Here is a 26,772-nt window from a genome sequence, read left to right as displayed (position 1 = left end):
AAATTCCTTTTCGGTAGTTGGCATTTGACTTGGTTCGCCAACAATTTATAGATTTTTATAAGAATTTTAAACCAGGATAAAACTATGAAAACAGTATTATTAACAGGGTTTGATCCGTTCGGCGGAGAAAATATCAATCCAGCTTGGGAGGTAGCAAAAGGTTTGCATGAAAAAACAATTGGAGAATACAAGATAATAAGCAAACAAGTACCAACTGTATTTCATAAATCAATAAGCGTATTAAAAGAGTATATAGAAGAACTAGCGCCGGAAATTATTATATGCATTGGACAAGCTGGGGGCAGACCAGATATTACGATAGAACGTATCGCAATTAATATTGATGATGCAAGAATCGCTGACAATGAAGGGAATCAGCCGGTAGATGTACCGGTTGTAGAAGAAGGAGCGATTGCGTATTGGTCTACACTTCCGATGAAAGCAATCGTAAAAAAACTTCGCGAAGAGGGTATACCGTCATCTGTTTCACAGACGGCAGGCACATTCGTTTGTAATCACTTATTCTATGGACTTATGCATGAACTAGAGAAACATGATAAGAAAATAAAAGGCGGATTCATTCATATTCCGTTTTTACCAGAACAAGCGAGTAATTATCCAGGGCAACCGAGTATGTCACTTTCTACTATTCGTAAGGGGATAGAATTGGCAATCGAAGTAACGACGACAGTTAAGGTAGATATTGTAGAGGTTGGGGGCGCAACGCATTAAGTAAAATGAATTGTACAACACCTCCTGTAAACAACTGGTATAATAAGAATAGGAAAATACATAGAGGTGATTTTTGTGCAACAATTTGAAGAAGTACGTTCAATTTTAGAAAAAGCGAAGAAAATTACAGTATTAACAGGCGCTGGTGCAAGTACGGAAAGTGGTATTCCAGATTTTCGTTCAGCAAATGGATTGTATGCTGATGCGAATGTGGAGATGTACTTATCAAGAGGGTACTATAACCGAAGTCCGAAAGAATTTTGGAAGCATTATAAAGAAATCTTTCAAATTAATACGTTCCATCAATATAAACCAAATCGTGGCCATCGCTTTTTAGCTGAGCTAGAAGAACAAGGGAAAGATATTACGATTTTAACGCAAAATATTGACGGTTTACATCAATTAGGTGGCAGTAAGCATGTCATCGATTTACATGGAACACTTCAAACAGCACATTGTCCAAAATGTAAATCAGGCTATGATTTACAGTATATGATTGATCATGAAGTACCGCGTTGTGAGAAGTGTAATTTCATTTTAAATCCAGATGTTGTTTTATACGGAGATACACTGCCGCAATATCAAAATGCGATGAAACGTTTATATGAAACAGGTGTACTTCTCGTTATGGGAACGTCATTAAAAGTACAACCTGTCGCTTCATTCCCGGAAATCGCAAAGAGGGAAGTAGGAGCAACAACTATTTTAGTAAATGAAGAGTTAACAGGACAGGAATATAACTTTGATTTTGTTTTTCAAAATAAGATTGGTGAGTTTGTTGAAGGGTTATCTTCAATGAAATAAGTTATCGAAAAAACTGAGGTATCTGCCTCAGTTTTTTATTTGAGTTATCGCTGTTTTAAGCCATATGAAAACATTTTGATAATGTAGTAACAACATCTCTATAATTTATAAAAATCAATTTGCCCCATTTTTCTTTTAGAATAATATTCATGTTATTGTGCATTAAGGGAATGGTAATAAATAGGATGTAAAAACAAAAAACTGAAAATTAAATCTTTTATTTCTTTTATAATTAATATAAAATTCTATATATATCATATAAATAAATTTGATACATAATGATTTTGCGTAGAAATGTTAATAGAATGAAGCGAGGGAGCGAAATGAGACAGAAAAAGGAGCAGAAAAAACAATCGAAAAAGAAAAAGACTCATATTCCATTTCGGTTAAATGTACTATTTTTTATTGTCTTTCTTTTATTTTCAGCTATTATAATTCAATTAGGTAAAGTACAAATCATTGATGGAGAAACGTATAGAAATGAAGTAAATAAAAAGGAAGATGTAACGGTAAGCACTCCCGTTCCTAGAGGGAAAATGTTTGATCGGCAAGGTCACGTTATTGTAAATAATAAACCATTGCGAACCGTTACATATACGAAAATGAGAGGAGTAGACTCGAAAGAAGTTTTACAAGTAGCAAGAGATTTAGCCAAACTAATTGAAATGTCGCAAGAGGACATTGATAAGTTAACAGAGACAGATAAGAAAGATTTTTGGATGCAGTTAAATGAAAAGCGGGCAGCAGCGAAAGTAACGAAAGAAGATGAGAGTAAATTTAGAAAGCAAGAAATAGAAGGAAAAGAGTTAGATAAAAAAGTAGAAGAACTGCGCCGGGAAAGAATTACACAAGAAGAATTAAATGAGCTTTCAAAGGAAGATATAGAAGTATTAGTAATTAAAAGCAAAATGAATGCGGGATATAAAATGACGCCGCAAATCGTTAAAAAAGATGTAAGTCAAAATGAATATGCTGTCGTTAGTGAAAGGTTGGCAAGTTTACCAGGGGTAGATACAACAGTAGATTGGGAACGTGAATACCCAAATGATAAAATACTGCGCTCTATACTAGGTAGCGTTTCTAATGAAAATGAGGGGTTGCCAAGAGAACAATTAGATTATTATTTAGTTCGTGATTATAATCGAAACGACCGTATTGGTAAAAGTTACATCGAAAAACAATACGAAGATGCACTACATGGAACGAAAGAACAGTCTAAAAATATTATGGATAAAACAGGGAAGATTGTTCGAACAGAAAAAGTGACTGAAGGAAAAAGTGGAAATAACTTGATGTTAACAGTCGATATGGATTTACAGAAAAGAGTAGAGGGAAGCCTTGAAAAGAATTTACGAGCCTTTCATGCTGCAGAGCCGATGATGGATCGTGCGTTCGTAGTAATGATGAATCCGAAAAACGGTCAAATTTTATCAATGGCAGGAAAGAAAATTGTAAATAAAGATGGCGGGATGCAAATAGAAGATTATGCCTTAGGAACGATGACAAGTTCTTATGAGTTAGGGTCAACTGTAAAAGGGGCTACTTTATTAACTGGATATCAAACAGAAGCGATTAAGCCGTATACACATTTCTTTGATGCGCCAATGTATTTTAAAGGAAGTTCTAAGCCGAAGAAATCGTGGAAAGAATTTGGAGATATTGATGATTTAAGAGCTTTGCAAGTGTCATCGAACGTTTATATGTTTAATACAGCTTTAAAAATGGCAGGCATTAATTATGTCCCAAACAATCCATTGGACATTAAACAAGAAACATTTAATAAAATGCGCTACTATTTTAGACAATTTGGCCTAGGTGTGTCGACTGGTATTGACCTGCCAAATGAATCAATCGGTCAAATAGGTAGAACTGATAACATACCCGGATTTTTACTTGATTACGCGATTGGACAGTATGATACATATACGCCGCTTCAGCTTGCGCAATATATTTCAACCATTGCAAATGGCGGTTACCGAATGAAACCACAAATTGTACAAGAAGTTAGAGAGCAACCGAATAGACCAGAGGATGTAGGAAAAGTCGTTCGGTCGATTGAACCAGTTGTATTAAATAGAGTGGATATGGACACTTCGTACATTAATCATGTAAAAGAAGGATTTAGAAGAGTTTTTCAAGAAGCTGACGGAACAGGTACCGGAACGTTTAAAGGTCTACCATATAAACCAGCGGGAAAAACAGGAACAGCTGAGACAGTATATGGTGGAGAAAGTGATATTGGAAGAGATGAGAACAACAACCGAAAAAAATGTTATAATTTAACTCTTGCCGGTTATGCACCATATGATGCTGATCCGGAAGTAGCTTTTTCAGTTGTTGTACCATGGGTGAATGATGATAAATCAGGAATTAATTCTGCGATTGGTAAAGAGATTTTGGATGCGTATTTTGAATTAAAAACAAATAGATCAAATGCAAATTCAATTCCAGTAGAACAACCGAACAAGGCACAGTAAAAATAGTATCACTGCATGGAAACATATTGTGCAGTGATATATTTTTTGAGTTAAAAAGCGCTTTATAAGGTGGGAATGGATATGAAAAAGGAGATTAAGAGAGGCTGGGGAAAGTACATACTATTTATATTGGTGATAGTCATAGGCTACCATTCTTTTACTTTATGTAAGGTGGAAGGGGAATCGATGCAGCCGACTTTATATGAAGAAGACTACGTATTTGTAAATAAAGCGGTAGTACGTCTTTCTAATTTACAACACGGAGAAATTGTCATTATAAAAGAAGAGGATGAATCGAAATATTATGTGAAACGTGTAATAGGGCTTCCTGGTGATGTAATTAACATAACGAACGGAAAGGTATATGTGAACGATAAAAAGCAAGAAGAACCATATACAAACAAAGATTTATTTAACAACACACAAGTATTTTATAATTTTCAAAAGACAAAAATTCCGCCAAATAAGTTATTTGTAATGGGAGATAACCGCGAAGTAAGTAGAGATAGTCGAAATGGCTTAGGATATATTGAAGAAGATAACATAATAGGCAAGGTGGAATTTGTATATTATCCTTTTTCAAAAATGAAAATGATAGAATAAGTGGGGGATGAGCAAAACCCCACTTATTAAAGTTTCACTTTATTTTCTTTAAAAAACCTTTTGGATTAAATGATATGAAAAATTTATGTTTAGACTCGTCGATTATGAAGTTATTATTTTTAGTTAAAAACTCATCCACAGCTTCCATCGGGCCAGGACCCCAATCGGGAAGAAGCGGATTTCCATTAATGGAGGTATCTTCTACAATCATATAACTGCCAGTAGTGACGATAGATTTATATAGTAATAGTTCTTTGGAGACATGTTCTTTACTATGATCAGAATCTAAAATAACTAAAACCACATCATCAGGTTTGCGCATGCTTACAATTGTTTGGATGGCCTGCACAGAAACAGAAGATGCTGTTAAATACGTAATCCGATTATGTGATGGCCGATTTGGCTGCGGAGTTATATCGATAGTAAGTACGTGACCTTTTCCAATTAAATCTAACATAGAAGCTAAATACAGTGCACTACCACCGTGAAAAGTCCCGCATTCAATAATTAAATCGGGCTTTAATTCATAAATAATTTCTTGATACAAAAAGAGATCAGAGGGAAGTTTACAGATTGGAACCCCGAACCAGTGTGTATCGTTTAACCACACGAGGCTGTTGTAATATTGGTTTAGAAATTCATTGCTTATATTATCGATTTTAAATTCTCCTTTCTAAAAAGGATTCTCTCGTTTGACGTAAAGTGTTTACGCATGAAAGTTGTACTATATATTATGTAGTAAGGAATTGTAAGGCGAGTGTTTTTACTTGAAAATAAGCCAAATAACTCATGTGGAAAATGAAAGGAAATAATCGTATGTACAAATACACAATTTGCTTTATTAGAAAAAGTGATAAAATATTGCTATTAAATAGAAATAAAAAGCCGAATATGGGGATGTGGAATGGTGTTGGAGGAAAAATATAAGAGAATGAAACGCCATACGAAGGAATAATTAGAGAAACGTTTGAGGAAACGGGTATAGAACTTTCAAGTGTAACGTATAAAGGGACTGTTGGTTTTAAAGGTAAAGATGAGCCCCAGGCTAGTGAAGGAATGTATGTGTTCGTTGCTGATCTGCCAGATGGCATGCAGATGAATACACCATTTCGTACGGCTGAAGGATTATTAGAATGGAAAGAAATTGATTGGATATTAGATGGTGATAATAGAGGTGTAGTTAGCAATTTACCAAAATACTTACCGACAGTATTAACAGAAGAAAATAAGTTAAAACATATATTCACGTACGATAACCGGAATATTATTAATTACACAACTGCATGTTTGACAGAAGATGATGCGAACAAGCGATATGAAAAACAACTTGTTTCTCAATAGAAGAGGATAGTGAAAAATCACGTTTTTACTCTCATTATATATGCGAGGTGATTATATGCTTCAGAAATACAATTCATTGGTCAGAATTGTAATATGTATGATATAACTTTTCTTATGGTGAAAGAGTAGAGAACATACGTAAACGGAACAAAAAAGAGGTGGCTTTGCCGCCTCCTTTCCGTTAGTCACGAATCGCCTTAATGATAAACCGATGTTGCTTCACATCAAAATAATCTTTTTGTAAGATGATTTCATGTATACGATATAATTCCTCATAATACCTTTTGACAGTAAAATCAGAAATTTGCCATGGAATTGCTTTTAAATAATAGACGATAGCGCCAATATCATAAAATCGTTGGAAAGGGAATTCTTCTTTTGCTTCTAAGATAGTAAATCCGTTTTCCTGTAGTTCATTACATGCCGCTTCAAGCGACCAACTTGCAAATTCACTATTTAGTGGTGTGTCAAATTGGTCATTAAGTTCCGCACAATCGAGACCGCCAACTTGTTGTGTAAGAAATGTTCCATTTGGAGAAAGAATTCTTTTTACTTCAGAAGCAGCATATGATTCATGTTGGTTTAGGATTAGATTAAACTGACCATCTTGAAATGGCAATGCAGTATCATCGTTCACCTCTACAACAATAACCCCTAAAGGCTCTAATTTCTTTCGAGCAATTGGCACGTTTGGAGCGTAGCCCTCAGTAGCATAAATAGTTGACGGGAACGGTTGTAACATAGATAAAAACTCTCCGCCGCCAGTCCCCATATCGAGCATTGATTCTGCATGCTGCATAAGCTGGAAAGCTGTACTGCCATATGACCACGATAAAGGCTCACTCTTCATTCGACCGGTTTCTGAAATAAAAGAAAAATCCCAACCGCTAAAATTTGTATTAGCACTTTCTAATAAAGTTAAAAATAATGGATCACGTTTCATAATTGTATCCTCCTATTTTGTAAGTAAATGATATGATGAGAAAAGAAAAAGGGAGGACCTCTTATGAAAGAGAAGCGGTTTTACGTTTCGTGTTCGAATAGATTCATATAAATTCGCTCCTTGTGAGAATGGTTATTTATATATTCGGGATAATTGAGTGGAAATCCTTTGAAGGAATAGAAGAAGGCAGTTGTTTAATGAAAAAATAAATTGAGTTATCTATTTTTATAGTGTAGTTGTTCATTCATACGCATAAAAAACTATTCTCTCCATAAAATAGTAAAATTATATTGGAGGTTGAATTATGAAAAAATTTAGTGTATTTTCAATAACCTTGATGACTTTTGGACTATTATTATTTGGATTAAATAGGATAATAGATAGCTATTCTGAGCCTATTATCCTATTAGGGTATATTACATTTTTAATTGGAGTGGTTCTGAGTATTATAGCGATCGCTAGACGTGAAGATGGAAGCTTAAAATTCATATCACTTATCTCTTTCTTTGTTGTCCTGTTTTTCATTACTTGGTTTGAGTCGGTTCAGGTACTACGAATTATTACTTGGATAAAAAATATTTATTAAAATTTAAATTGTTGGTAAAAATGGGAAACCTTAAATTTAGGTTTCCTTTTATTATATTCGATTATCAATATTAAAATTTAATAGAGCCATTAATAAAAGAAAAAAATATATAAACTGAGTGTAAAAATATTTTAATTCTTTGAAAACATTCAGCGATTTAGTATTCTTTATATATGGAATATTTTGTTTATGTGAAAAGAGGGCAAGGTGCTATATGAAAAGAATAAAAAATGTAATGTTACTATTGTTATGTTTCTTATGTTTAAGTGGTTGTAATTATGAAGATGAAGATCAGGTGAAAAAATATGTGAAAAAAAAGCACGGAATTGATGTGATTGTAACAGATTGGGGTGCTATACACGAAGGGAATATGGGGCATACATACCATACTGTTCAAGCGAAAAACAATAAAAATATTCAATTTAGAGTAGAGGTTGATGGCTTAGTATACTCAAGAATAAAAGGTGATGAATATCAATACGGAAAAAAAACATATGAGGAATATAAGAAATTTAAACCAATGCTAGAAGAAATTAAAAAATTAGGTTACGTGGAACCTGAAAATAAAAATGTTTTTCAATATATAGTGGATGATGATATAGAGGAGAAACCAACGGATACGTTATTATTAACTTTAAAAACGAGTGACAAGATTGATTACAGTCAATTCCAATCAAAAGAATTAGATCGTTTATATGCTCTAATCCAATTCATTCAGAAGAGTAATAGAAAGATAACAAAAATTGAAATTGAAGATCATAATGGTAAATCTATAGGTTTCCCTTTTCAAAATGTGCAAAAAGCTATAACGAAAGAAGAACTTCTTTTAACAATGAAAAACACAGTAAGCGGTTATTGGACATATTTGATTCAAACTGAAACAAAAGTAGGCGTAAGGTTAAATGAAATTCAAAATAATCGTTTTGTAATTGAGGATATTACTTGTCCACACCCGAAAGACGGCAATTGTCTAGAGTATGAATTGACATTAGTTTTCAATGACAGTGAGATAAAATATAGAAATGATCCATATGTAATAGAGGATTTGAGAAAGGTAGTCACTATTCTTAAAGAAGAACTATATAATAAGGAATTTAACATATTTTTAAGGAACAAGGATGGAACAAGTTATTCACTCTGGCTATCATCCGAAAAAATTAAGGAAAGTAATAACATAGAAGAGCTAGTAAAATACTGATATAAAGAAGAAATTTAAAGTGCTTTTTACGTTTGTTATTTCTGTATTCAAAAGGAAAACCGCTTATGCTTCATTTTTGAAGCATAAGCGGTTTTGTTTAAAATAATTAAAAAGAAAAATCTTTTGGTAAAGTACCACTTTTTATTACCGTTCTTAACCCATGTTTTATAATCCAAGGATTAATAGGATGCTGTTTATCACGTAATTGCTGTAACCACTGAAAAACGAGTTCTTTATCTTCTTTCGTAATATCGTTAATATGATTGGCTACAGATTTTTGAACATATTTAGAAGGGTCATTCATTAATGGTTCAAGAAGTTGTAAATTGTACTGAAAATCACCTTTTAGAGCTCCTATTTTTTTAGCCCAAGGAAGCCTTGGTCTTGTACCTTCAGAAACTAATCTTCTAATGTGGCTGTTTTCGTCATGAATCCACTGTTGTAATATATTTAGTGTGTCTTCATGATATGTTTCAAGAAAAGGCCGAATGGCATATTCAGCAGTATTTCTTTTCGTTATTTCATACATGGCGTTGAATGAGGTTTCAAAGTCGTTAAGTCCATATTTTTCAACGTATTTTGCGATAGGCATGTACATATATCCATTTGTAAACGTGCCTACTTCTGTTGTATTTTCTGGGCCTAACGTTTTCAGTAATATATGTATTGCGGCATTAAAATCTTTTTGTAAAGCATTGTGTAATTCATCTGCAATTACTTCAATACGCTGTTTTAACTCTAAATTTTCAACTTTACAAGCTACAGAATCTACAAAGATGCTTTTAGAGAAACAAGGATCGTGTTTACAAATAGAATCAGCTATTTTTTCTGCTAATTCTTCATTAAATAAAAATTTTAACGGAACATATTTACCCATTTTTTCACCTCGGTGGTCAAATGAAAACAATTTTTATTTTTTAATCGACAATCCATAAACCAAAGTCTCACTCGGAGTCGTAATACTAAAACCTGTCGTCTTATAATCAAGCTTCACTGTATCACCAGTGTAGTCTTTCGTAAATGAATCCATTTGTACGATAAGGTCTGCATCTTCATATACAACATCATCTGCAACATATGTATCCCAAATTAAATCGACATCAACGAAAATACTACAAGAGTTTGTCATTGTTCCTCTAATGCGAATGATCTTTTTGTCTTCACGTTCTAATCTATGTATAGCTGCTTTTGCTTCATCAGTAATACGAATGTTCATTGTATCCCAACCTTTATTTATATTTCCTTTATTATTGCAAAAACAGGGGCAATAGGGAAACAAAGAGGTTTGCAACAAAAAACGAGCAAACAAATTTGTTTGCTCGTTTCACTTTATTTTAGTTCACATTTATCAAGTGGAATCACTTTTGTTTTTTTCGTAAATTTATATCCTAACCATAGTACTAAGAAGAGTGGTAAACCGATGTAAGAAACGAGTACGCCGTTCCAATCGATTGATTCACCCATAAATGCGCCGTAGTTTTGACCTAAAATTACGATGACGCAAAGTGCAAATGCGAAGATTGGTCCGAATGGGAACCATTTTGCTCTATAAGGTAAGTCATTTAAATCTTTTCCTTGTGCGATATATGCTTTACGGAAACGGTAATGACTAATTGCGATTCCAACCCATGCGATAAAGCCAGACATTCCTGATGCATTTAATAACCAAATGTATACAACACCGTCACCGAATAAAGAAGCAATAAAAGCGATACTACCGACAATCGATGTTACGATTAATGCGTTAACAGGTACGCCGCGGCTATCTAATTTACCAAGAAACTTTGGTGCTTTCCCTTGGCGAGCTAAATCCCAAAGCATACGAGTTGATGCATACATACCAGAGTTACCAGCAGATAGTACTGCCGTTAAAATAACAGCGTTCATAACAGAAGCAGCGAAGGCAACGCCCGCTTTTTCAAAAATAAGTGTAAATGGACTTACTGTTACATCACTTGCGGCAAGACTTTCAGTTGTATAAGGAATTAATAAACCGATAACGAGAATCGCAAGGATATAGAATAAAAGGATACGCCAAAAGATTGAGCGAATTGCTTTCGGAATATTACGCTCTGGATCAGATGTTTCACCAGCAGCTACACCTAATAATTCAGTACCTTGGAATGAGAAACCAGCTGCCATAAATACACCGATAATTGCCATGATGCCGCCATTAAATGGTGCATCTGCAACAGTGAAGTTTTTAAATCCAACAGTTTCGCCGCCCATAATTCCGAAAATCATCATAAACCCGACAATTAAAAAGATAATAATTGTAGCTACTTTAATAAGTGCGAACCAATATTCAGATTCACCAAATCCTTTAACAGATAAGTAGTTTAAAAGGAAAATAATAGCTAAACATAATCCGCTCCAAATGAGGGAAGGAGTATCTGGAAACCAAAATTTCATAATTAATGTTACAGCCGCTAGTTCAGCAGCGATAGTAATTGCCCAGTTATACCAATAGTTCCATCCAAGTGCAAAGCCAAGTGATGGATCAACAAATTTTGTTGCGTACGTGCTAAAAGATCCAGTAACAGGCATGTAAGCTGCGAGTTCAGCTAAGCTTGTCATTAAAAAGTAAACCATAATTCCAATTGCGGCGTATGCAATTAATGCGCCGCCAGGTCCAGCTGAATGGATGACACCACCGCTGGCAAGAAATAGTCCGGTACCAATTGTACCACCGAGAGAAATCATCGTAAGGTGCCTTGATTTTAGACCGCGTCTTAATTCACCTTTTCCTTGTGTAGTTTGCGTTTTAGAGGTAGATTGATTTGTTGCGCTATTCATGTTCAACACTCCTTTTCTTGTAGGTTAGGAAGGAGCGGGGGAGAAAAATACAAAAAACCGCCAAAGGAATTTGGCGGAACGTTTCACAAATAACCACCCCATCATACCCTTCCGTTAAGATAGCACCCCACATTTACACGGTAATTTTGTAAATGTGACAGTTCTGTTCCTTTCGGAGACAGCCCCAGCTCATATTTCCAGAGAAGAAATATAAACTTCGGCAACTTTTCCTTTCAAACGGAGTCAGCTGACATTCTCTGTGTCTCGTCCGTTTTACTATTAAAAGTCGCAACCTCTACCTCATCGGATTGATGAGGATTTATATATTGCTAAGATTTTTAATATATGGCAATTGTAATGAATTTCTGAATATATTGCAAGATATTTTGTAGGAAAAAATCAAAAAATATTGGTTATTGTATAGGAAACGCTTGCAAAACTCCACCCGAACCAACTATTATGTAGCAATAAGCAAAGAAAAAATTGTTATACAAATGTTTCGCAAAAAATATTGAAAAATCCTTTAAATTAAAAGAAAATTCAGAAAAATATAATTCGACATTCATGATAAGGTCATATTATTTGTTATAATTAAAGTAACGTTTAAGCAAAAAGGGGAAATCAAAATGAAATTAGAAACAGAAAGGCTCTATCTAGTGCCGTGTACAGAAGAGAGGATTCAAGTCGCTAACGAGCAAGGATATAATAGCGGTCCGCATATTGTGGGGCATGTAGAGAATATAAAACAAGATGCGGCTTTATTATCATGGGGGGCGTGGTATGTTCTTCGGAAAGAAGATGATATCGTTTTAGGTGATATTGGGTTTAAGGGGAAACCAAATGAGAATCAAACAGTAGAAATCGGTTATGGATTTATTGAGAAATATTGGAATCAGGGCTATGCAACAGAAGCTGTAAGAGAACTAATCGATTGGGCTTTCAAAACAGGAGAGGTAGAAACAATAATTGCAGAGACACTCCTAGATAATTATAGTTCGATGCGTGTTTTAGAAAAGTTACATATGAAGAGAGTAAATGCTACAGAAACGATGATTAATTGGAAAATAAAAAAATAAAAAAATAAAAAATACCGCTCTAAATTGGGCGGTATTTTTATAGTTATGGTAGCATTTGCTTCTGATCATTCGGATACTCAGCCGTTGATGCGTTAGGTCGATTGGAATGATTTCGAACAGCAATGAAAATAGAAATAATAACGACAAGACCAACTGCAACGTAAGAAAGTGAAATAATAGTTGGATCCACTTTAAATGTAGTAAGCAGTGTACGAATATTTGTGAAGATAATAAGACCGCCAACTAATACGCCAAGTAAATGTGCTGGAACGATGCGAACTAACCATGCAGCAATTGGTGCAGCGACAATACCGCCAAGCATTAACGCAAATACCCAAACCCAGCTTACTTGTTCCCAGCCAAGTGAGATGAAGAAGCCAATTGTTGCAGCTAATGAAACAGGAAATTCACTCGTATCTACAGATCCAATAACTTTTCTCGCTTCATTTCCTCTTGCTAGAAGAACAGGTGTCGTAATCGGTCCCCAGCCACCGCCACCAGTTGAATCAACAAATCCAGCGAATAAGCCAAGCGGCACAAGTTGTTTAGCTGACATACGTTTATTTGAAGTAACAATCTGTTTTTGAATGATGAATCGTAATAAAATATAAACCCCTAAAGTAAATAAAAACACGGAAATGTACGGTTTAATTACATCTCCAGGCAAATTACTTAAAAAACATGCCCCAACAAATGCACCGATTGCCCCAGGTAATGTAAGCCTGGAAACTGTATATTTATCAACGTTTCCAAATTTGATATGAGATGCGCCGGAAGCTGCAGTTGTGACGACTTCAGCTAAATGAACTGATGCAGATGCAACAGCTGGTGCAATACCAAACATTAATAATAAAGAGGAAGACGTTACCCCATACGCCATTCCAAGTGCTCCATCGATCAATTGAGCGAAAAATCCGATAATAGCAAAGACAATTAATTTCTGCATAAAAAATCCCCCTGTAATAATAAATGAAAAAGGCACTTTTCCCGTGTGAGAAAAGTGCCTTTGGTTTTTCCAATCAGCAATATTGAAATTTGTTTCATTATAATACATATTAATCATATAAATCAACTAGGTTTTTAAGTTTTTTGAATTGAATGAAAGAAAAATAAAATATACAATAAAAGGATGGAGAGAAAGGGGAGAAAGACATGTTACGATTTGATCATCTCGTTCACGCAGTTCATAGTACACCGGAGGAAGCGGCAAAAAAAATGCAGGAACTGGGATTTCATACTGCACTAGGCGGAGAGCATATTACTTGGGGTACTTGGAATAGTTTAAGTTATTTTGATTTATCATATATAGAATTTTTAGCAGTTCAACATGAAGAAAAAGCGAAAGAAGCAGAAAATCCATTAGTACAAGAAACAGTGGTGAAACTACAAAATGGAGAAGGAATGCTACAAATCGCAATCCGAACAGATGCAATTGAGGAGCTAGTAGTTAACTTTAATAAGTACGGCTTACATACGATAGGGCCATTTGAAGGGAAACGCATGAGAAAAGATGGCCGACTTTTAGAATGGAAAATGTTATTCGTTAAGCAAGAAGAGAGCGGACCGAAATTACCTTTCTTTATACAGTGGAATGAAACGGACGAAGAAAGAAGAAATGATTTACGGAAAATAGGAACAATCACTGAACATAAAAACAAAGTACAACAACTGGATACGATTCATTACGCAGTGAAAAACGTTCGAGAAACAGTGCGGAAATGGGAAGAAGTAATGGGGCTAACTGTAAGTTCGGTCGTAAAAAATGAAAAATGGAATGCTGATTGTCAAAGTGTATCGTTTGGAGATATTCAAGTACAGTTTTGTGAACCGGTTGGAGAAAGCCTAGTGCAAGAATACATAAAGAATCATGGCGAATATCCATTTGCAGTAGAGTTTAAAGGTGGAAATAAACGAGAGCATGAAGTGCTAGGTAGTTTGTACATATATTGATAGAGGTGAATGCTTTGGAAGAAATGCTTAGAGAGATAGAGAGAATACTAGAATGGCCTCGTATTGCAAAGTGTACAGCTATTTCAAAAGGTTTTTCACATGAAGAGAAGTATAAAATTGAATTAAAGAATCAAGAAACTTATTTTGTAAAAGTATGTGATACTGTTCATTTTGAACGTAAACAAGAAGAATATACGTATATGAAACAATTAGAGTCATTACATATTCCAACACCCAAGTTAATTCATTTCATAATACTTGAGAAATTAAATAAATGTGTTCAAGTATTTGAATGGACCCAAGGTATAAATGGTGAAGAAGGTTTAACGAAGTTATCGGTGGAAGAACAGTATAATGCAGGAAGAAAAGCAGGGGAAGTATTAAAGAGGATTCACTCAATTGAAAGAGAAAGTGCAAGTAATAAATGGGAAACATCTAGATGGAATAAATACGAAAGATACATAGAGGCACTAACAGATTACGAGGTGAATTTTCTGGATTTGAAGCCAGTATTAAACTTTGTAGAAAATCATAAAGATTTATTGAAAAATCGTCCAATAAGATTTTTACATGATGACTTCCATCCAGCAAATAGTATGATTCATAATAAGGAGTTTATCGTTATCGATTTTGGTGGATATGATTTTGGCGATCCAATACACGATTTTTATAATGTAGCGATTTTTACTACAAGAATAAGCAAACCATTTGCGGTTGGACAAGTTCACGGTTATTGCGGAGGAGAACCTGATCTACATTTTTGGAAACTGTACTCATTATATGCAGCAATGATATTCCCGGCTGATATCGTATGGACAAACCGAAGCACACCATATTTATTAGATGATATGAAGGAAAGATTAAATGGAATTTTAGAAGATCATAATGATTTTTCATCCTATATTCCAAAATGGTATCAATCAAGCGAATTTAATAAATAAAGGAGTAATTTATATGGATAAAATAGCAGTAATTTCAGATATTCACGGTAATATTCAAGCATTAGAATCCGTGTTGAATGATATTAAATTAAGAGGAATCGAGCGCATTATTTGCCTTGGAGATTTAGTAGGAAAAGGACCTCATTCCAGTGAAGCAATTGAAATCATTCGTAAAGAATGTGAAGTAGTCGTAATGGGAAACTGGGATGATTTTATTACAAAGCCGACTGAATTTGAAGCATTAAAATGGCATCAAAAACAATTATCGGAAGAACAAAATGATTATTTAAGAAGTTTACCATTTTCAATCGAATTTTTTATGAGTGGCAAACTCATTCGTATGTTTCACGCTTCACCGAGAAGTTTATATGAAAGAATTCAACCACACGCTTCAAGAGAAGAACGTATTAGTATGTTCGAAAATAGTGATCTGACAGAAAATATAGAAGGAGAAAGAAAACCAGATGTCGTTTGTTACGGCGATGTTCACCAAGCGTTCGTTCAAAATTTCAGAGGGAAAACGTTATGTAATGCCGGTAGCGTAGGAAACCCACTTGAAATAACGCAAGCTTCCTATTTAATATTTGAAGGAACATATAATGAAAAAGAAGCGGCGAGCTTTTCTATTCAACTTGTACGAGTACCGTATGATATTGAATTAGCTATCAGATTAGCAGAAGAACTCGAAATGCCAGAAATTGAAGAGTATAAGCAAGAGTTACGGACGGCCTTATATCGGGGGTTTAAGGGGAAGTAAGCTAATAATATATCAACGATTTTTCAAATATATCTATCATAACTTAAAATATATCAACGATTTTTTCGATATATCAACGATTCGACAAAGGATATCGATTTACCGACAAATAGTGACATGAATTGTTACTTATAATTATATTATGTAAACTAATTATAAAGGGAGATATCATGAACCGAAAACAACGAATCAAAGAAATTGCAGATCATATTGTAAAGCTAAACTTAACCTATCCAACAAGAGTTGGAGTAAGTGGTATTACAGCATCAGGAAAAACAACATTTGCAAACGAACTAGCGGAAGAAATAAAAAAACGAGGACTACCAGTAACACGCGCCAGCATTGATGATTTTCATAATCCAAGAGTGATTCGCTATGCAAAAGGAAAAGAATCTGCAAGAGGGTATTATGAAGATGCACACGATTATACAGCTTTCAAAGAAAGATTATTAATGCCTTTAGGACCTAACGGGAATTTACAGTATGAAACGATTTCTCATAACTTAATAACGGATATGTCTGTACATAATGAGCCGCTATTGGCCACGCAAAATATGATATTCATAGTAGATGGAACGTTTCTATTGAAAAAAGACGTTGCGTATTTATTTGATTACAAAATCTTTGTAGATACAAATTTTGAGATTGCGAGAAAACGTGGTGCTAAGCGGGAAACTGAAGCTTTTGGAAGTTATGAAGAAGCAGAGAAGATGTTTTTGAACAGATATCATGCGGCCTGTAAGTTGTATATAGATGAGCATAATCCGAAAGAACTTGCAGATGTTTTATTTGAAAATAGTAAATTTGATGATCCAGTAGTTCTATTTAAAAGACATTAATACAGTTTATATAGGGGGAATGAACATTTGTTTAGATGGTTTCAAAAAAATAATAAAGTGAATGAAGAGAAGGATGGACAATATTTAGAAATCAAAAATGAACAGATAAATGAACAGTTAAAACAAAAAATAATGGAACTAGAGAGTATAAGTGAAGACATTTGCAGTAAGTATCAAAAAATATATGAAGAACGTTTTGCGCAAAATGGTAAATTAAATTTGAAGCTGTCAATTAAAAGAGATATAGACGGTGATGAATTAGAAGAACTAACATCTAAGAATTGTTTAGAGTATGAATATAGATCAGAAATTAATTTTGAATATGATGCTTCAAAATCATGGGAAGTCTGTACTATTTCGCTTTGGTATTATTACCAAGGATATCGAAAAAGTAGTAGCATAGGAACACTTTATAGCGGAACGATTAATGAATTAGAAGAAGAAGTTAAAGCAACATTGGAAGAACTGTTACATAGTGAAGATAATTAATGATTCCATTTTATATTGCGTTAAGAATGGGTTTAATTTTATGATACTAATAGGGAATAATTTAGGAAGAGAAATTTAAAGGGGATAAAAAAATGACAGAAGTACTAGAACTAAAAGAAGAACTACTACAAATTAAAAATAATAATTATGCTGTACCAGAAGACGTAGATGCATATCCGTATGCGCAGTGGATGCTAGATTATATCGGATCACCAGATGCTGAATTACGTGATGATTTAATTTATAGTACGCTTCATACATGGATTACAAATGATGTGTTTAGACAAAAAGAATTACGAGGGTTAATGCTACAAGCAATTAGTCCTGATTATTTATTTTATAAAATTGGTGAAAAGGGAACAGACTCTGTATTTAAACGTGCATTCTCCGTATTAATTCCACCACTTATTTTATCTGTTCATGAAAGAGAACCGTTGTTATCGGAAGAACAATTGTACAGTGTGGCAGAACAAGTGTTGGAATATGTATATTTAGAAGAAGATGTAAGGGGCTACGTAGAAGGAAAAGGCTGGGCACACTCTACTGCACATGCAGCAGATGCGCTTGATGCTTTAGCGCGTACAATCCAAAATCGTGAGTTCTCATATGCAATACTAGCTGCCGTTCGTCAGAAGGTACGCTTACATGACTATGTATACATTCACTTTGAGGATGAGAGATTAGTAGCACCAATTATGTCGTTACGTAACCAAAATCTTTTAACTGAAGAAGAGTGGAGCAACTGGTTACATAGTATAGCAATTGTTGAAGACATCCCGCATCCTCAATATGATATTTTAGTACAAAATATTAGAGCTTTCTTAAGAAGTTTATATTTTAGAGTTTTAGAGACAGAGGGTAGCACAGCCTTTACAGATGATATATTGGAGACTTTGAAAGGGTTGCGTAGGTATTAAAAATACGTTTTTCTAAGAGAAAAGTACATAAAACCACTACCTCCCAACCATACTAATAAAATGTGTTGGAGGTGAGTTTAATGGACAAAGAAGACTTTGAAAAAGTATATAATGATTATTTACATCAAGGGGAAGAGCAAGCTCAATTTGAAGTAGGCCATGAAGTCAATTCAGGAGCAGAACAAATAGTTGCCGTTCGTAAAAATGATGATGGAGATTTAATAGCGTTTAAAACAAGTAGCGGGAGAGAGTTAGATTATATGACTGCTCTTAATGAAGCAAAATCAGGGAAGTTAGCTCATGTGGACGTATTTCATAAGTATGGTAGAGATATTATACGTAGTGAACCGGATGGAATAAAAGAAAATAACTTAGATAATTTACCTTCATTTTAAACGGGTAAACCTCAAGAAGAGAATGTTCATTACGATATTCTCTTCTTTGTTTTGCGAAGTTTTCCTTGCAAATAGACGATTCATTTTTAAAGTGCGATCATACTTTTAAAGAGCTCTCTAAATTTCTCTTTATCTTCTGCTGTAAATGGTTTCGGTCCCTTTGTACGTTTACCACTTTTTCGAACCATTGCACTTAAATATCGTGTTTGTAACAATTGTTCAATGTTATCATTCGAATACTTATAGCCTTTATGGTGTAGAACGATACAGCCTTTTGCTAAAGCGAGCGAAGCAAGACCGTAATCTTGTGTTACGATTAAATCTTCTTTTTTTGCTAACTGCATAATTCGGTAATCAGCAGCATCTGCTCCGGAATCAACATATATTGTTTCCACACCTTTCGGCTGCTCTGCATTAGAATAATGAGAAAAACTAGTAACGAGTGTAACAGGAATTTCCGCATTCGTAGCTTCAAAAATAATTACATCTTTTACAGGACAAGCATCTGCATCAACGTAAATTTTCATTTTTATCACTCCTATAACTAGGTTCGTGTTGATAATAATGGTAGATTTTTCTTTTGTCAAACGAGAAAGCTTTATCTCACGTTATTTTTCACAAACCAAAATAGCCTCCCGCAAACGAGAAATACCTTCCTCAATTTGATCAATATCTACTTTTCCATAAGATAAACGAATATAACCATCTTTCGCGCCGAAAATACTCCCTGGCATAAAAGCAATTTCTTGTTTTAAACTTTGCATAATAAGTTGTTTTTCGTTTATCGGTTCTTTTAATTTTCCCCATATGTAAATACCACCGGTCGGGTTTGAAAAAGAGATTTTATCGTGAAGTTGCTCGTTTAGAGCGTGGACGATAACGTCTCTTTTTTCCGCTAATTGTTTTCGTAACGGTACGATATGAGACTGAAATGGCACAGTTTCGAAAAATTGCTGCATAAGCCACTGCGGGAAAATACTCATACCTAATTCCATTTGGTGTCTTGCGTCGGATAACCTTTCTACTACAGACTGCGGGGCGACAAACCAGCCGACTCGTAAACCTGGTGCAATCATTTTAGATAAGGAATGTACATAAATGACTGTCCCATTTTCATCTATTGATTTTAAAGTAGGGCAAGGTTGTTTCTTTTCTAGCGTAAGTAAACTAGACGGATCATCTTCCACAATCGCAATTCGTAAGTCTGCACAAAGTGATAATAGTTTTTTTCTACGGTTTGGATGAAGCATCGTCCCCGTAGGGTTTTGGAAATTTGGATTTAAAAAAATCATTTTAATGCGGTGCTTTCTATATAACTCCTGTACATCATCTGGGTTAATGCCGTGTTCATCAACAGGTAATGGGAAAATACGAATACCTGCTGATTGGAATAGAGGCAGGGAATAACAGTGTGAAGGACTTTCGAAAGCAACAGCATCACCTGGATTTAATAAACATTGCACGATAAGGTGAAGTGCTTGCTGTGCACCAGATGTAATCATAATCGATTGTTCAGTCGCTTCAACTTTTAAATATTCTTTCATATATTTTACGACCGCTTGTCTTAGCGGGAGATAGCCTTGCGGATGATCGTAACTTAATGAGTGCGTTAACGGTTGTTCTCGTAAAATCGTTTGTAGTTGATCGTGAGGATAGAGGTTACAACCGAGTTCTCCGTTTGCAAAATCAATAATATTTTCATTTTGTTGTACTTCCGCTCGAATATGACGAAGTAACGGTAAGTTTGGTAAAAATGTACCACCTTCTACGAAATTCCTCCAGTTCGGCGTTAATGTCGGAGAAACGCCCCACATATGTGTACTCACGCGTGTTCCTTTACCAGTCGTACTTTCTACAATTCCCATAGCACGTAATTCATTATAAGCAGTCGTTACCGTACTACGGTTTACATTTAACTGTGTAGCTAATTTCCGTTCGGAAGGTAGGAAGCTACCTGGAGGAAGTTCCCCGTATGTAATGCGTTTCTCAATAAAGTCAACAACTTGCTGATAAATAGGGATTTTACTATCGCTATCTAGCTTCCATTCCATAAAAAATGCCTCCGTATCTCTTATATATATCCAGTATAGCAAATTGGCTGGGTAAAAAAACAGCCAATTGGACGGTGATATATCCAGCCAATTTTACTATGCTAAATATGGAAGGGGAGATTCGGATGAAAAGATGGCAAATGGAATGGCTCCTAGTATCAGTAGCGTTAGTATGGGGAGCAAATTATACAATTGGAAAGTATGGTGTGGCATATATGTCATCCATTCAATTTAATAGTTTACGCTTTTTAGTAGCATCACCGGTATTATTACTTATTACATTTTTAATGGAACGCTCATTACGAATTGAAAGAAAAGATTGGTTACGATTAGTAGCAGTCGGTATCGTTGGTACAACAATGTATCAAACGATGTTTATGCTATCTGTGAAATATACTTCAGCAACAAACGCCTCATTATTAATTGCAATGTCACCTATTTTTACAGGGATATTAGCAGTATTGCACAAACAAGAACGTTTTTCGATGAAAGTACAAATTGGTTCAATAGTGGCCTTTGTTGGTGCAGCATTCGTTTTATTAACAGGGCATACAGGAGGAGCTACTTACGAATATGCGTGGCTCGGAAACATAATTGGATTAGTCGCAGCGATTGCGTGGGGATGGTACCCAATATTAGCGCAACCTCTTATAACAAAATATTCCGCAATGAGAGTCACATCTTGGTCAACTTTAATTGGGATTGTACCTCTCGTTGTATATTGTTTATTCAACGTAAATACATTAACGTGGCCAGTAGACATGCCAAGCTGGGGGTCTCTAGCATATTCAATCGTCTTCGCGACAATCTTCGGACTTGCAATGTGGTATGTCGGTATTAGTAAAATAGGCTCAACGAAAGTAATGGTTTATATGTATCTTGTACCATTGTTCGCAGTTATCTTCGCGGCAGTAACTATCGGAGAGCAAATCAACATGATGCAACTCGTTGGCGGACTTATAATCTTTATCGGCTTATATGTTGTAAAAAAGGGTGGAATTCAAAAGCCAGCTCTCAATTTGAAAAAAGTAAGTTAACAATAAAAAGGATCTCTTTCATATAGAAGGAGATCCTTTTGGTTTTTGTAATAAAAGCGCTTGTTCAACAGCCCATTTTTGATGATCATGAATGAGAAGCTCTACAGCAAGTAAAGGAGACATCCACCGCAAAACATGATCTTCCTCACAGTTTTCAGTTTGTGTCTGCACCATGTTCGCAATATAAAAAAATCCATCGTTTAAATAATATGTATCTTCTTTTTCCGCATAAAAATATCGCATTGCATTACCGATATATTGATTAATTTCAATTGCCCATCCTAATTCCTCTAGTAGTTCACGATGTAAGCATTCATCTTTTGTTTCGGTACCTTCCATACCGCCACCAGGTAAAAAATAACGGTCTCCTTTTTGGATAATAGCAATGTTTGAAGAAGTTGAGTTAAAAATAATTGCATAACAACTAGGCCGTAATACATATTGCTCAGTAGGCTTTTTATAACCAAAAATAAGTTTAGATATCATAAAACACGTCACCTCTCTATAAAATACACAAAAGGAATAATAAGGTGAAAATAGAATTGTATAAGTATAATCTTACGAGATTGGAGTGATAACAAAATGATAAATCGAAAGTGTTCGCGCTGTAAAGAAATTACAGGTACATTGCACGGTGGTAAAAAAATTAAGGAAGAATTTCTATGTGAGGACTGTTTACAAAAAGGAATTGCGAGTGGAGAAATCGAATTATCACAAGTGGAAGAAAAACAAACTTCGTATCTTTCTATAAAAATATTCAAAATAATGAGTGTGATTTATTTAATAGGATCTATTTTAATGGCTTTTTCAACTGGTCCATTTATACATAACCTGGGGTTTGATGAAATGTCCATTTCAGGATCAGAATTAGGTTTAATAAGTATTGTTATGCTAGGTTCTATATTTCAGTCAGTTCTCGTATTTTGCGGGATATGGGTATTCATCCTATTAGTAGAAACAGTCATTAAAATTTATGAAAAAATGAAGTGAGTGAGAGGGAGAAACATATGCGAGTAAGAAACATCCAAGGGGAAGATTATGTAAAGATTCATTCTGTTTTAAATGATTGGTGGGGCGGGAGAGACATGGCTGCCATGTTGCCAAAATTGTTCTTCATTCACTTTCAAGAAACGAGTTTTATTATTGAAGAAGAGGGAGAAACGTTAGGTTTCTTATGCGGATTCTTCTCACAAACGCATAAAGAGGAAGCGTACGTTCATTTTATCGGTGTCAATCCGAAGTATAGAAGAAGAGGAATTGCATCGACATTGTATTCGTATTTCTTTGATGTCGCACGTGCAAATAACCGTAAAGTTGTAAAAGCAATCACGTCACCAGTTAATAAAAAATCGATACAGTTTCATAGGGAGATTGGCTTTCAAATTGAGGCTGGGGATGATGAGATAGAGGGTGTATCGGTACATACAAATTATGATAGGAACGGCGGGAGTAGAGTTTTATTTTTGAAACATGTGTAAAAGTAGGCTAGCGAAAAGTTAGCCTTTTTGTTGTGAGGAGCTAGAAATATGGAGAGTAAACAAAGTAGAAATGAATACTTACGACGCATTTATAAAGTGCAAGATTATATAGAATCAAACATAAATGATTCACTTTCAATTGAAGAGTTAGCGGATGTAGCAGGATTTTCAAAGTTTCATTTTCATCGGATTTTTAAGGGGATAGTAAACGAGTCATTATCACGGTATGTAAACCGATTGAAGTTAGAAAGGGCCACACATCTACTTACATATCGGACAGATATGACGATTACAGATATTGCATATCACTTCGGATTCACAGATTCAGCAGTTTTCTCCCGAACATTTAAAAATTATTACGGCGTAAGTCCATCTCAATATCGAAACGACAATAGCAAGAATTGCAAAGACGTAAGGGGAATTCCTCAATACAATGAATGTAAGAAGGTTCGAGGAAATGTTGAAATTGTAACAGCAGACAATATAAACGTCGCATACATAAGACATATCGGTACATATGAAGAGTTAACTATAGCTTTTCCGAAAATGATAGAGAAATTATTTCATTACGCAGCTAAGCAAAACTATCATGTATTTGAGGATACGAAAGTATTAACCATTTACCACGATCATCATGAATTTACTGAGGACTATCATTTAAGAACAAGTTTATGTATAACAATTTCAGATGAATCCACAGTAGAAACGAACGACGTTGGAATAATGGTAATACCTTCTGGAAAGTATGCAGTAGGACATTTTGAAATATGCCAAGATGAATATAAAGGAGCATGGGACTTTATATACGGTGAGTGGCTTCCAAATAGCGGATATAAACCGAGAGATTCGTATCCTTTTGAAGTATATAAAAATGATCCAAAGCAGCATCCAAAGCATAAACATATAGTTGAAATATATGTACCTATCGAACCTTTTTAATTATAGGTTAAAGGGGAAGGAATAATGAAAACTGCTGAAAAGTTAGATCAGATTATAAAAGAAGAATATGAAAATATGAATGGTATGTTAGTAGTGCAGAAAGGTAATGTTATTTTTGAAAAATATTATAACGGTTACGGTCCAGATGATGCATTTCACATAGCGTCAGTCACAAAAACGATAATCTCTGCGCTAATTGGGATATGTATAGATAAGGGCTATATAAAAAGCGTTGATCAAAGAGTAATAGAATTTTTCCCGGAATATAACGTTAATTCATCTGAAGTAACAGTAAGCCATCTTCTAACGATGACAGCTCCACATCCATTCGTAGACTGGCAGGAACCGTTAGAAGAACTATGTACACAACAAGATTGGATACAATATACGTTAAATAGGATAGGAAACGGCGGAGAAATTGGATCTTTTAAATACTCATCTGCAGGAGCGCATGTACTATCAGCGATTATTACGAATGCAACAGGGAAAAGTGCACGTGAATTTGCGAATGAGTACTTATTTCAACCACTGGGCATGAGCGAAATTCCAAACTACAATATGAAAGCATTTGGATTCGATGACTTATTCGGAAAAGATGTGAAAGGATGGGTTCACGATCCAAATGGTATTTCGACGGGCGGCTGGGGAGTAACGTTAACGGTTAGGGATATGGCTAAGTTTGGACAGATGTATTTGAATGAAGGTATTCATAATGGAAAACAAGTTCTATCAAAATCATGGATAAAAGAATCGACAGAAATGAACCAAAAACAATATGGTTACTTATGGTGGTTACGAGAAGAAGAGGGTGTCTATTCGTATTGTGCAATGGGTGATGGTGGGAATATGATTTGTTGTATTCCGAAGCAGGATTTGGTTGTAGTAATTGCTTCTGAAATTATGCCGAATGCACGGGATAGATGGGAATTGATTGTGGAATATATTCTTCCTTACATACAAAACAATTAAATTATAAGATATAAAGGCGGTATGGGATCTCATACCGCCTTTATATATGGCATTTTACATAGAAAGGGAGATGGGAAAATAACTTAATGTCATTAGGTTAACTGGAAAATAAATATAGCGTAAAAAAATGTTAAGATTTCGAAGGCTTGATTTTAACCTTTATTTTTCTATGTATAATGAAGCCGCATACTAAAAATCTTTTAAAGAAAGGGGATGAAGTGTGAATGAAAAACTAATTAAAAGCTAATGTGCGTTTCTTGATGGCTTAAGGAAACAGAATAATATTTTAAGTTTTTTTGATAAGTACAGCGTTTATATGGAATTTGTCAAAAAGAATATTTATCTTTTTGACGTTTGGAGGGTATATGAATCTAATATTAAAAGAAATAGCAGTGAACAGAAAAATATTCATTATGTTATTTATTGGATTTACTTTAACAATTCTGCCCATACTTATAGCGATGTCGATTCGAGATTATTACGATGAAAAATTTTATGAGTATAAAAATGGTTATTTTAAATATTACTATGCTATTCAGCTTACTAGTTTTGGGGAATTGGATTTTAAAGCAATTCAAGAGTTAACAGAAACTAGTTTTAAGAATTCAAGTGTTATTACAAATGATATGAGAACCAGACTGCCAGGCATAGGTGAAGTAACGATGGTTGGTCTTATAAATAAAAATTGGTCTCCGCCTTTAATAAAAGGTTCTCGTATGGAAAATGGGGAAGAAAATAGTGTAATTGTTGGAAAGAGCATTTATAAAGAATCTGAAACAATAAAACTGTTTAGTAGAGAATATAGAGTTAAAGGCGTGAGCGCTGCGAATACCGGATACGCATATAACTACAATGTTTTTGTCGGCTTAAGTGACATGCCTGATGAGATAAAGCGACGTATGCAAAATGAAAATACATTTGAAATGATAGTAAGGTCTAACGAAAATCCTAAACAAGAAATAGATACATTTATTCGGTATGTTAAGCAAAATAGAACTGATACAAATGCGAAAGTGATAAATGAAAACGAGAATTATGAGAACGAAAAAAGCTCGAGTAAAGCTATGAGAGCACAACTTACTCTTCCGTACAAACTACTTTTTATTGCTGTAATGAACTGTATAATTGCGAGTTATTTTTGGGTTTATACGAAGAGGAAGAGTGTTTCCTTAAGAAAAGCGCTGGGAGCGAGCAATTTGAATTTATTTGTATTTATATTTAGCCAATTATTCATATGCGCAATTGCTGCAGCCATTTGTGCGATATGTATGCAGTGGATTTTAAGTACAATGAATAAAAGCATAGTACATGTAATGGGTTTTACTATTCATATAGATGTTTTCAAAGTTGTGATGAGTGTAGTAATTTCCTTGTTTATTTCGTTCATTACCGCTGTAATACCATTTTTCAAAATACTTAAAATTGAACCTGCTAAAGCGTTAAATGAGTAAATA

General features: G+C 34.6%; 29 protein-coding genes, 1 pseudogene and 1 riboswitch. Of the genes and pseudogenes, 21 read left to right on the top strand and 9 right to left on the bottom strand.

The window, feature by feature from the left end:
• Positions 1-84 precede the first annotated feature (84 nt).
• The 4 genes from pcp (at position 85) to lepB (ending at position 4,616) form a co-directional block, all read left to right on the top strand.
• Entirely contained in the window at positions 85-732 is a 648-nt protein-coding gene (pcp, locus tag MR136_RS12920) for a pyroglutamyl-peptidase I (RefSeq protein WP_000859708.1), read from the top strand.
• A gap of 66 nt (positions 733-798) precedes the next feature.
• Complete coding sequence (locus tag MR136_RS12915) at positions 799-1,536, top strand: NAD-dependent protein deacylase (RefSeq protein WP_074554685.1); 738 nt, start codon at positions 799-801, stop codon at positions 1,534-1,536.
• A gap of 323 nt (positions 1,537-1,859) precedes the next feature.
• On the top strand, positions 1,860-4,013 hold the full coding sequence (locus tag MR136_RS12910) for a peptidoglycan D,D-transpeptidase FtsI family protein (RefSeq protein WP_078421499.1): 2,154 nt from the start codon (positions 1,860-1,862) through the stop codon (positions 4,011-4,013).
• Positions 4,014-4,094: 81 nt separating this feature from the next.
• Entirely contained in the window at positions 4,095-4,616 is a 522-nt protein-coding gene (gene lepB / locus MR136_RS12905; RefSeq protein WP_002094069.1) for a signal peptidase I, read from the top strand.
• A gap of 34 nt (positions 4,617-4,650) precedes the next feature.
• Here the strand turns inward: lepB and MR136_RS12900 are convergent, their stop codons facing one another.
• Entirely contained in the window at positions 4,651-5,274 is a 624-nt protein-coding gene (locus MR136_RS12900; protein ID WP_265736937.1) for a cephalosporin hydroxylase family protein, read from the bottom strand.
• Between the two features lie 158 nt (positions 5,275-5,432).
• On the opposite strand from MR136_RS12900, the pseudogene MR136_RS12895 reads away from it, so the two are divergent.
• Positions 5,433-5,957: pseudogene (locus MR136_RS12895) on the top strand (NUDIX hydrolase).
• A gap of 181 nt (positions 5,958-6,138) precedes the next feature.
• On the opposite strand, the gene MR136_RS12890 reads toward MR136_RS12895, so the two are convergent.
• Entirely contained in the window at positions 6,139-6,900 is a 762-nt protein-coding gene (locus MR136_RS12890) for a class I SAM-dependent methyltransferase (protein ID WP_078421500.1), read from the bottom strand.
• A 304-nt stretch (positions 6,901-7,204) separates the two neighbouring features.
• On the opposite strand from MR136_RS12890, the gene MR136_RS12885 reads away from it, so the two are divergent.
• Complete coding sequence (locus tag MR136_RS12885; RefSeq protein ID WP_078421501.1) at positions 7,205-7,486, top strand: hypothetical protein; 282 nt, start codon at positions 7,205-7,207, stop codon at positions 7,484-7,486.
• Positions 7,487-7,700: 214 nt separating this feature from the next.
• Entirely contained in the window at positions 7,701-8,684 is a 984-nt protein-coding gene (locus MR136_RS12880; RefSeq protein WP_242259443.1) for a hypothetical protein, read from the top strand.
• 106 nt (positions 8,685-8,790) lie between these two features.
• On the opposite strand, the gene MR136_RS12875 is transcribed toward MR136_RS12880, so the two are convergent.
• The 3 genes from MR136_RS12875 to MR136_RS12865 all read right to left on the bottom strand — a co-directional run bounded on the left by MR136_RS12875 (position 8,791) and on the right by MR136_RS12865 (position 11,480).
• Complete coding sequence (locus MR136_RS12875) at positions 8,791-9,561, bottom strand: DNA alkylation repair protein (protein ID WP_078421503.1); 771 nt, start codon at positions 9,559-9,561, stop codon at positions 8,791-8,793.
• A 33-nt stretch (positions 9,562-9,594) separates the two neighbouring features.
• A complete protein-coding gene (locus tag MR136_RS12870; protein WP_001026181.1) occupies positions 9,595-9,900 on the bottom strand; it encodes an iron-sulfur cluster biosynthesis family protein in 306 nt (101 codons plus the stop codon).
• 113 nt (positions 9,901-10,013) lie between these two features.
• Positions 10,014-11,480: an amino acid permease gene (locus MR136_RS12865; protein ID WP_078421505.1), complete on the bottom strand. Its 1,467-nt coding sequence runs from the start codon at positions 11,478-11,480 to the stop codon at positions 10,014-10,016.
• A 112-nt stretch (positions 11,481-11,592) separates the two neighbouring features.
• Positions 11,593-11,786: riboswitch (Lysine riboswitch) on the bottom strand.
• Positions 11,787-12,106: 320 nt separating this feature from the next.
• Here MR136_RS12865 and MR136_RS12860 point away from each other — a divergent pair.
• Entirely contained in the window at positions 12,107-12,556 is a 450-nt protein-coding gene (locus MR136_RS12860; protein ID WP_078384914.1) for a GNAT family N-acetyltransferase, read from the top strand.
• A gap of 43 nt (positions 12,557-12,599) precedes the next feature.
• Here the strand turns inward: MR136_RS12860 and MR136_RS12855 are convergent, their stop codons facing one another.
• Positions 12,600-13,502, bottom strand: coding sequence for a sulfite exporter TauE/SafE family protein (locus MR136_RS12855; RefSeq protein ID WP_078421506.1), 903 nt, complete (start codon positions 13,500-13,502; stop codon positions 12,600-12,602).
• Positions 13,503-13,708: 206 nt separating this feature from the next.
• Here MR136_RS12855 and MR136_RS12850 point away from each other — a divergent pair, with 206 nt between their 5' ends.
• The 7 genes from MR136_RS12850 (at position 13,709) to MR136_RS12820 (ending at position 18,844) form a co-directional block, all read left to right on the top strand.
• Complete coding sequence (locus MR136_RS12850) at positions 13,709-14,506, top strand: VOC family protein (RefSeq protein ID WP_078421507.1); 798 nt, start codon at positions 13,709-13,711, stop codon at positions 14,504-14,506.
• A gap of 14 nt (positions 14,507-14,520) precedes the next feature.
• The gene (locus MR136_RS12845) at positions 14,521-15,447 is read left to right on the top strand and encodes an aminoglycoside phosphotransferase family protein (RefSeq protein ID WP_078421508.1); all 927 of its coding nucleotides are present in this window, start codon (positions 14,521-14,523) and stop codon (positions 15,445-15,447) included.
• A 13-nt stretch (positions 15,448-15,460) separates the two neighbouring features.
• Positions 15,461-16,204: a metallophosphoesterase family protein gene (locus MR136_RS12840; protein ID WP_000357656.1), complete on the top strand. Its 744-nt coding sequence runs from the start codon at positions 15,461-15,463 to the stop codon at positions 16,202-16,204.
• 170 nt (positions 16,205-16,374) lie between these two features.
• Positions 16,375-17,043: a nucleoside/nucleotide kinase family protein gene (locus MR136_RS12835; RefSeq protein ID WP_078421509.1), complete on the top strand. Its 669-nt coding sequence runs from the start codon at positions 16,375-16,377 to the stop codon at positions 17,041-17,043.
• A 27-nt stretch (positions 17,044-17,070) separates the two neighbouring features.
• Entirely contained in the window at positions 17,071-17,532 is a 462-nt protein-coding gene (locus MR136_RS12830; protein WP_000490271.1) for a hypothetical protein, read from the top strand.
• 92 nt (positions 17,533-17,624) lie between these two features.
• Positions 17,625-18,449 carry a DUF2785 domain-containing protein gene (locus tag MR136_RS12825; RefSeq protein WP_000141231.1) on the top strand — a complete coding sequence of 275 codons (825 nt, stop codon included), beginning with the start codon at positions 17,625-17,627 and terminating at the stop codon, positions 18,447-18,449.
• A gap of 80 nt (positions 18,450-18,529) precedes the next feature.
• On the top strand, positions 18,530-18,844 hold the full coding sequence (locus MR136_RS12820) for a DUF3892 domain-containing protein (protein ID WP_078421510.1): 315 nt from the start codon (positions 18,530-18,532) through the stop codon (positions 18,842-18,844).
• Between the two features lie 86 nt (positions 18,845-18,930).
• Here MR136_RS12820 and MR136_RS12815 read toward each other — a convergent pair whose 3' ends face one another.
• Positions 18,931-19,371 carry a YaiI/YqxD family protein gene (locus tag MR136_RS12815; protein ID WP_078421511.1) on the bottom strand — a complete coding sequence of 147 codons (441 nt, stop codon included), beginning with the start codon at positions 19,369-19,371 and terminating at the stop codon, positions 18,931-18,933.
• A gap of 81 nt (positions 19,372-19,452) precedes the next feature.
• Positions 19,453-20,895: a MocR-like pyridoxine biosynthesis transcription factor PdxR gene (gene pdxR / locus MR136_RS12810; protein ID WP_078421512.1), complete on the bottom strand. Its 1,443-nt coding sequence runs from the start codon at positions 20,893-20,895 to the stop codon at positions 19,453-19,455.
• Positions 20,896-21,020: 125 nt separating this feature from the next.
• Between pdxR and MR136_RS12805 the strand changes: the two genes are divergently transcribed.
• Entirely contained in the window at positions 21,021-21,932 is a 912-nt protein-coding gene (locus MR136_RS12805) for a DMT family transporter (RefSeq protein ID WP_000832974.1), read from the top strand.
• Between the two features lie 18 nt (positions 21,933-21,950).
• Here MR136_RS12805 and MR136_RS12800 read toward each other — a convergent pair whose 3' ends face one another.
• On the bottom strand, positions 21,951-22,418 hold the full coding sequence (locus MR136_RS12800; protein ID WP_000623966.1) for an NUDIX hydrolase: 468 nt from the start codon (positions 22,416-22,418) through the stop codon (positions 21,951-21,953).
• Positions 22,419-22,514: 96 nt separating this feature from the next.
• On the opposite strand from MR136_RS12800, the gene MR136_RS12795 reads away from it, so the two are divergent.
• The 5 genes from MR136_RS12795 (at position 22,515) to MR136_RS12775 (ending at position 26,769) form a co-directional block, all read left to right on the top strand.
• Entirely contained in the window at positions 22,515-22,922 is a 408-nt protein-coding gene (locus tag MR136_RS12795; RefSeq protein ID WP_000610490.1) for a DUF3980 domain-containing protein, read from the top strand.
• Positions 22,923-22,939: 17 nt separating this feature from the next.
• The gene (locus tag MR136_RS12790; RefSeq protein ID WP_078421513.1) at positions 22,940-23,410 is read left to right on the top strand and encodes a GNAT family N-acetyltransferase; all 471 of its coding nucleotides are present in this window, start codon (positions 22,940-22,942) and stop codon (positions 23,408-23,410) included.
• 48 nt (positions 23,411-23,458) lie between these two features.
• Entirely contained in the window at positions 23,459-24,349 is an 891-nt protein-coding gene (locus MR136_RS12785; RefSeq protein ID WP_078421514.1) for an AraC family transcriptional regulator, read from the top strand.
• A gap of 24 nt (positions 24,350-24,373) precedes the next feature.
• Positions 24,374-25,318, top strand: a complete 945-nt coding sequence (locus MR136_RS12780; RefSeq protein WP_078421515.1) for a serine hydrolase domain-containing protein — start codon at positions 24,374-24,376, stop codon at positions 25,316-25,318.
• A 365-nt stretch (positions 25,319-25,683) separates the two neighbouring features.
• Positions 25,684-26,769, top strand: coding sequence for an FtsX-like permease family protein (locus MR136_RS12775; RefSeq protein WP_001048978.1), 1,086 nt, complete (start codon positions 25,684-25,686; stop codon positions 26,767-26,769).
• Positions 26,770-26,772: the final 3 nt, after the last annotated feature.

The sequence above is a fragment of the Bacillus cereus group sp. BfR-BA-01311 genome (assembly GCF_022664295.1).
GTDB lineage: Bacteria > Bacillota > Bacilli > Bacillales > Bacillaceae_G > Bacillus_A > Bacillus_A cereus.
The sequence above is the reverse complement of the archived record's forward strand: the minus strand, read 5'-3'. Positions and strand labels throughout refer to the sequence as shown.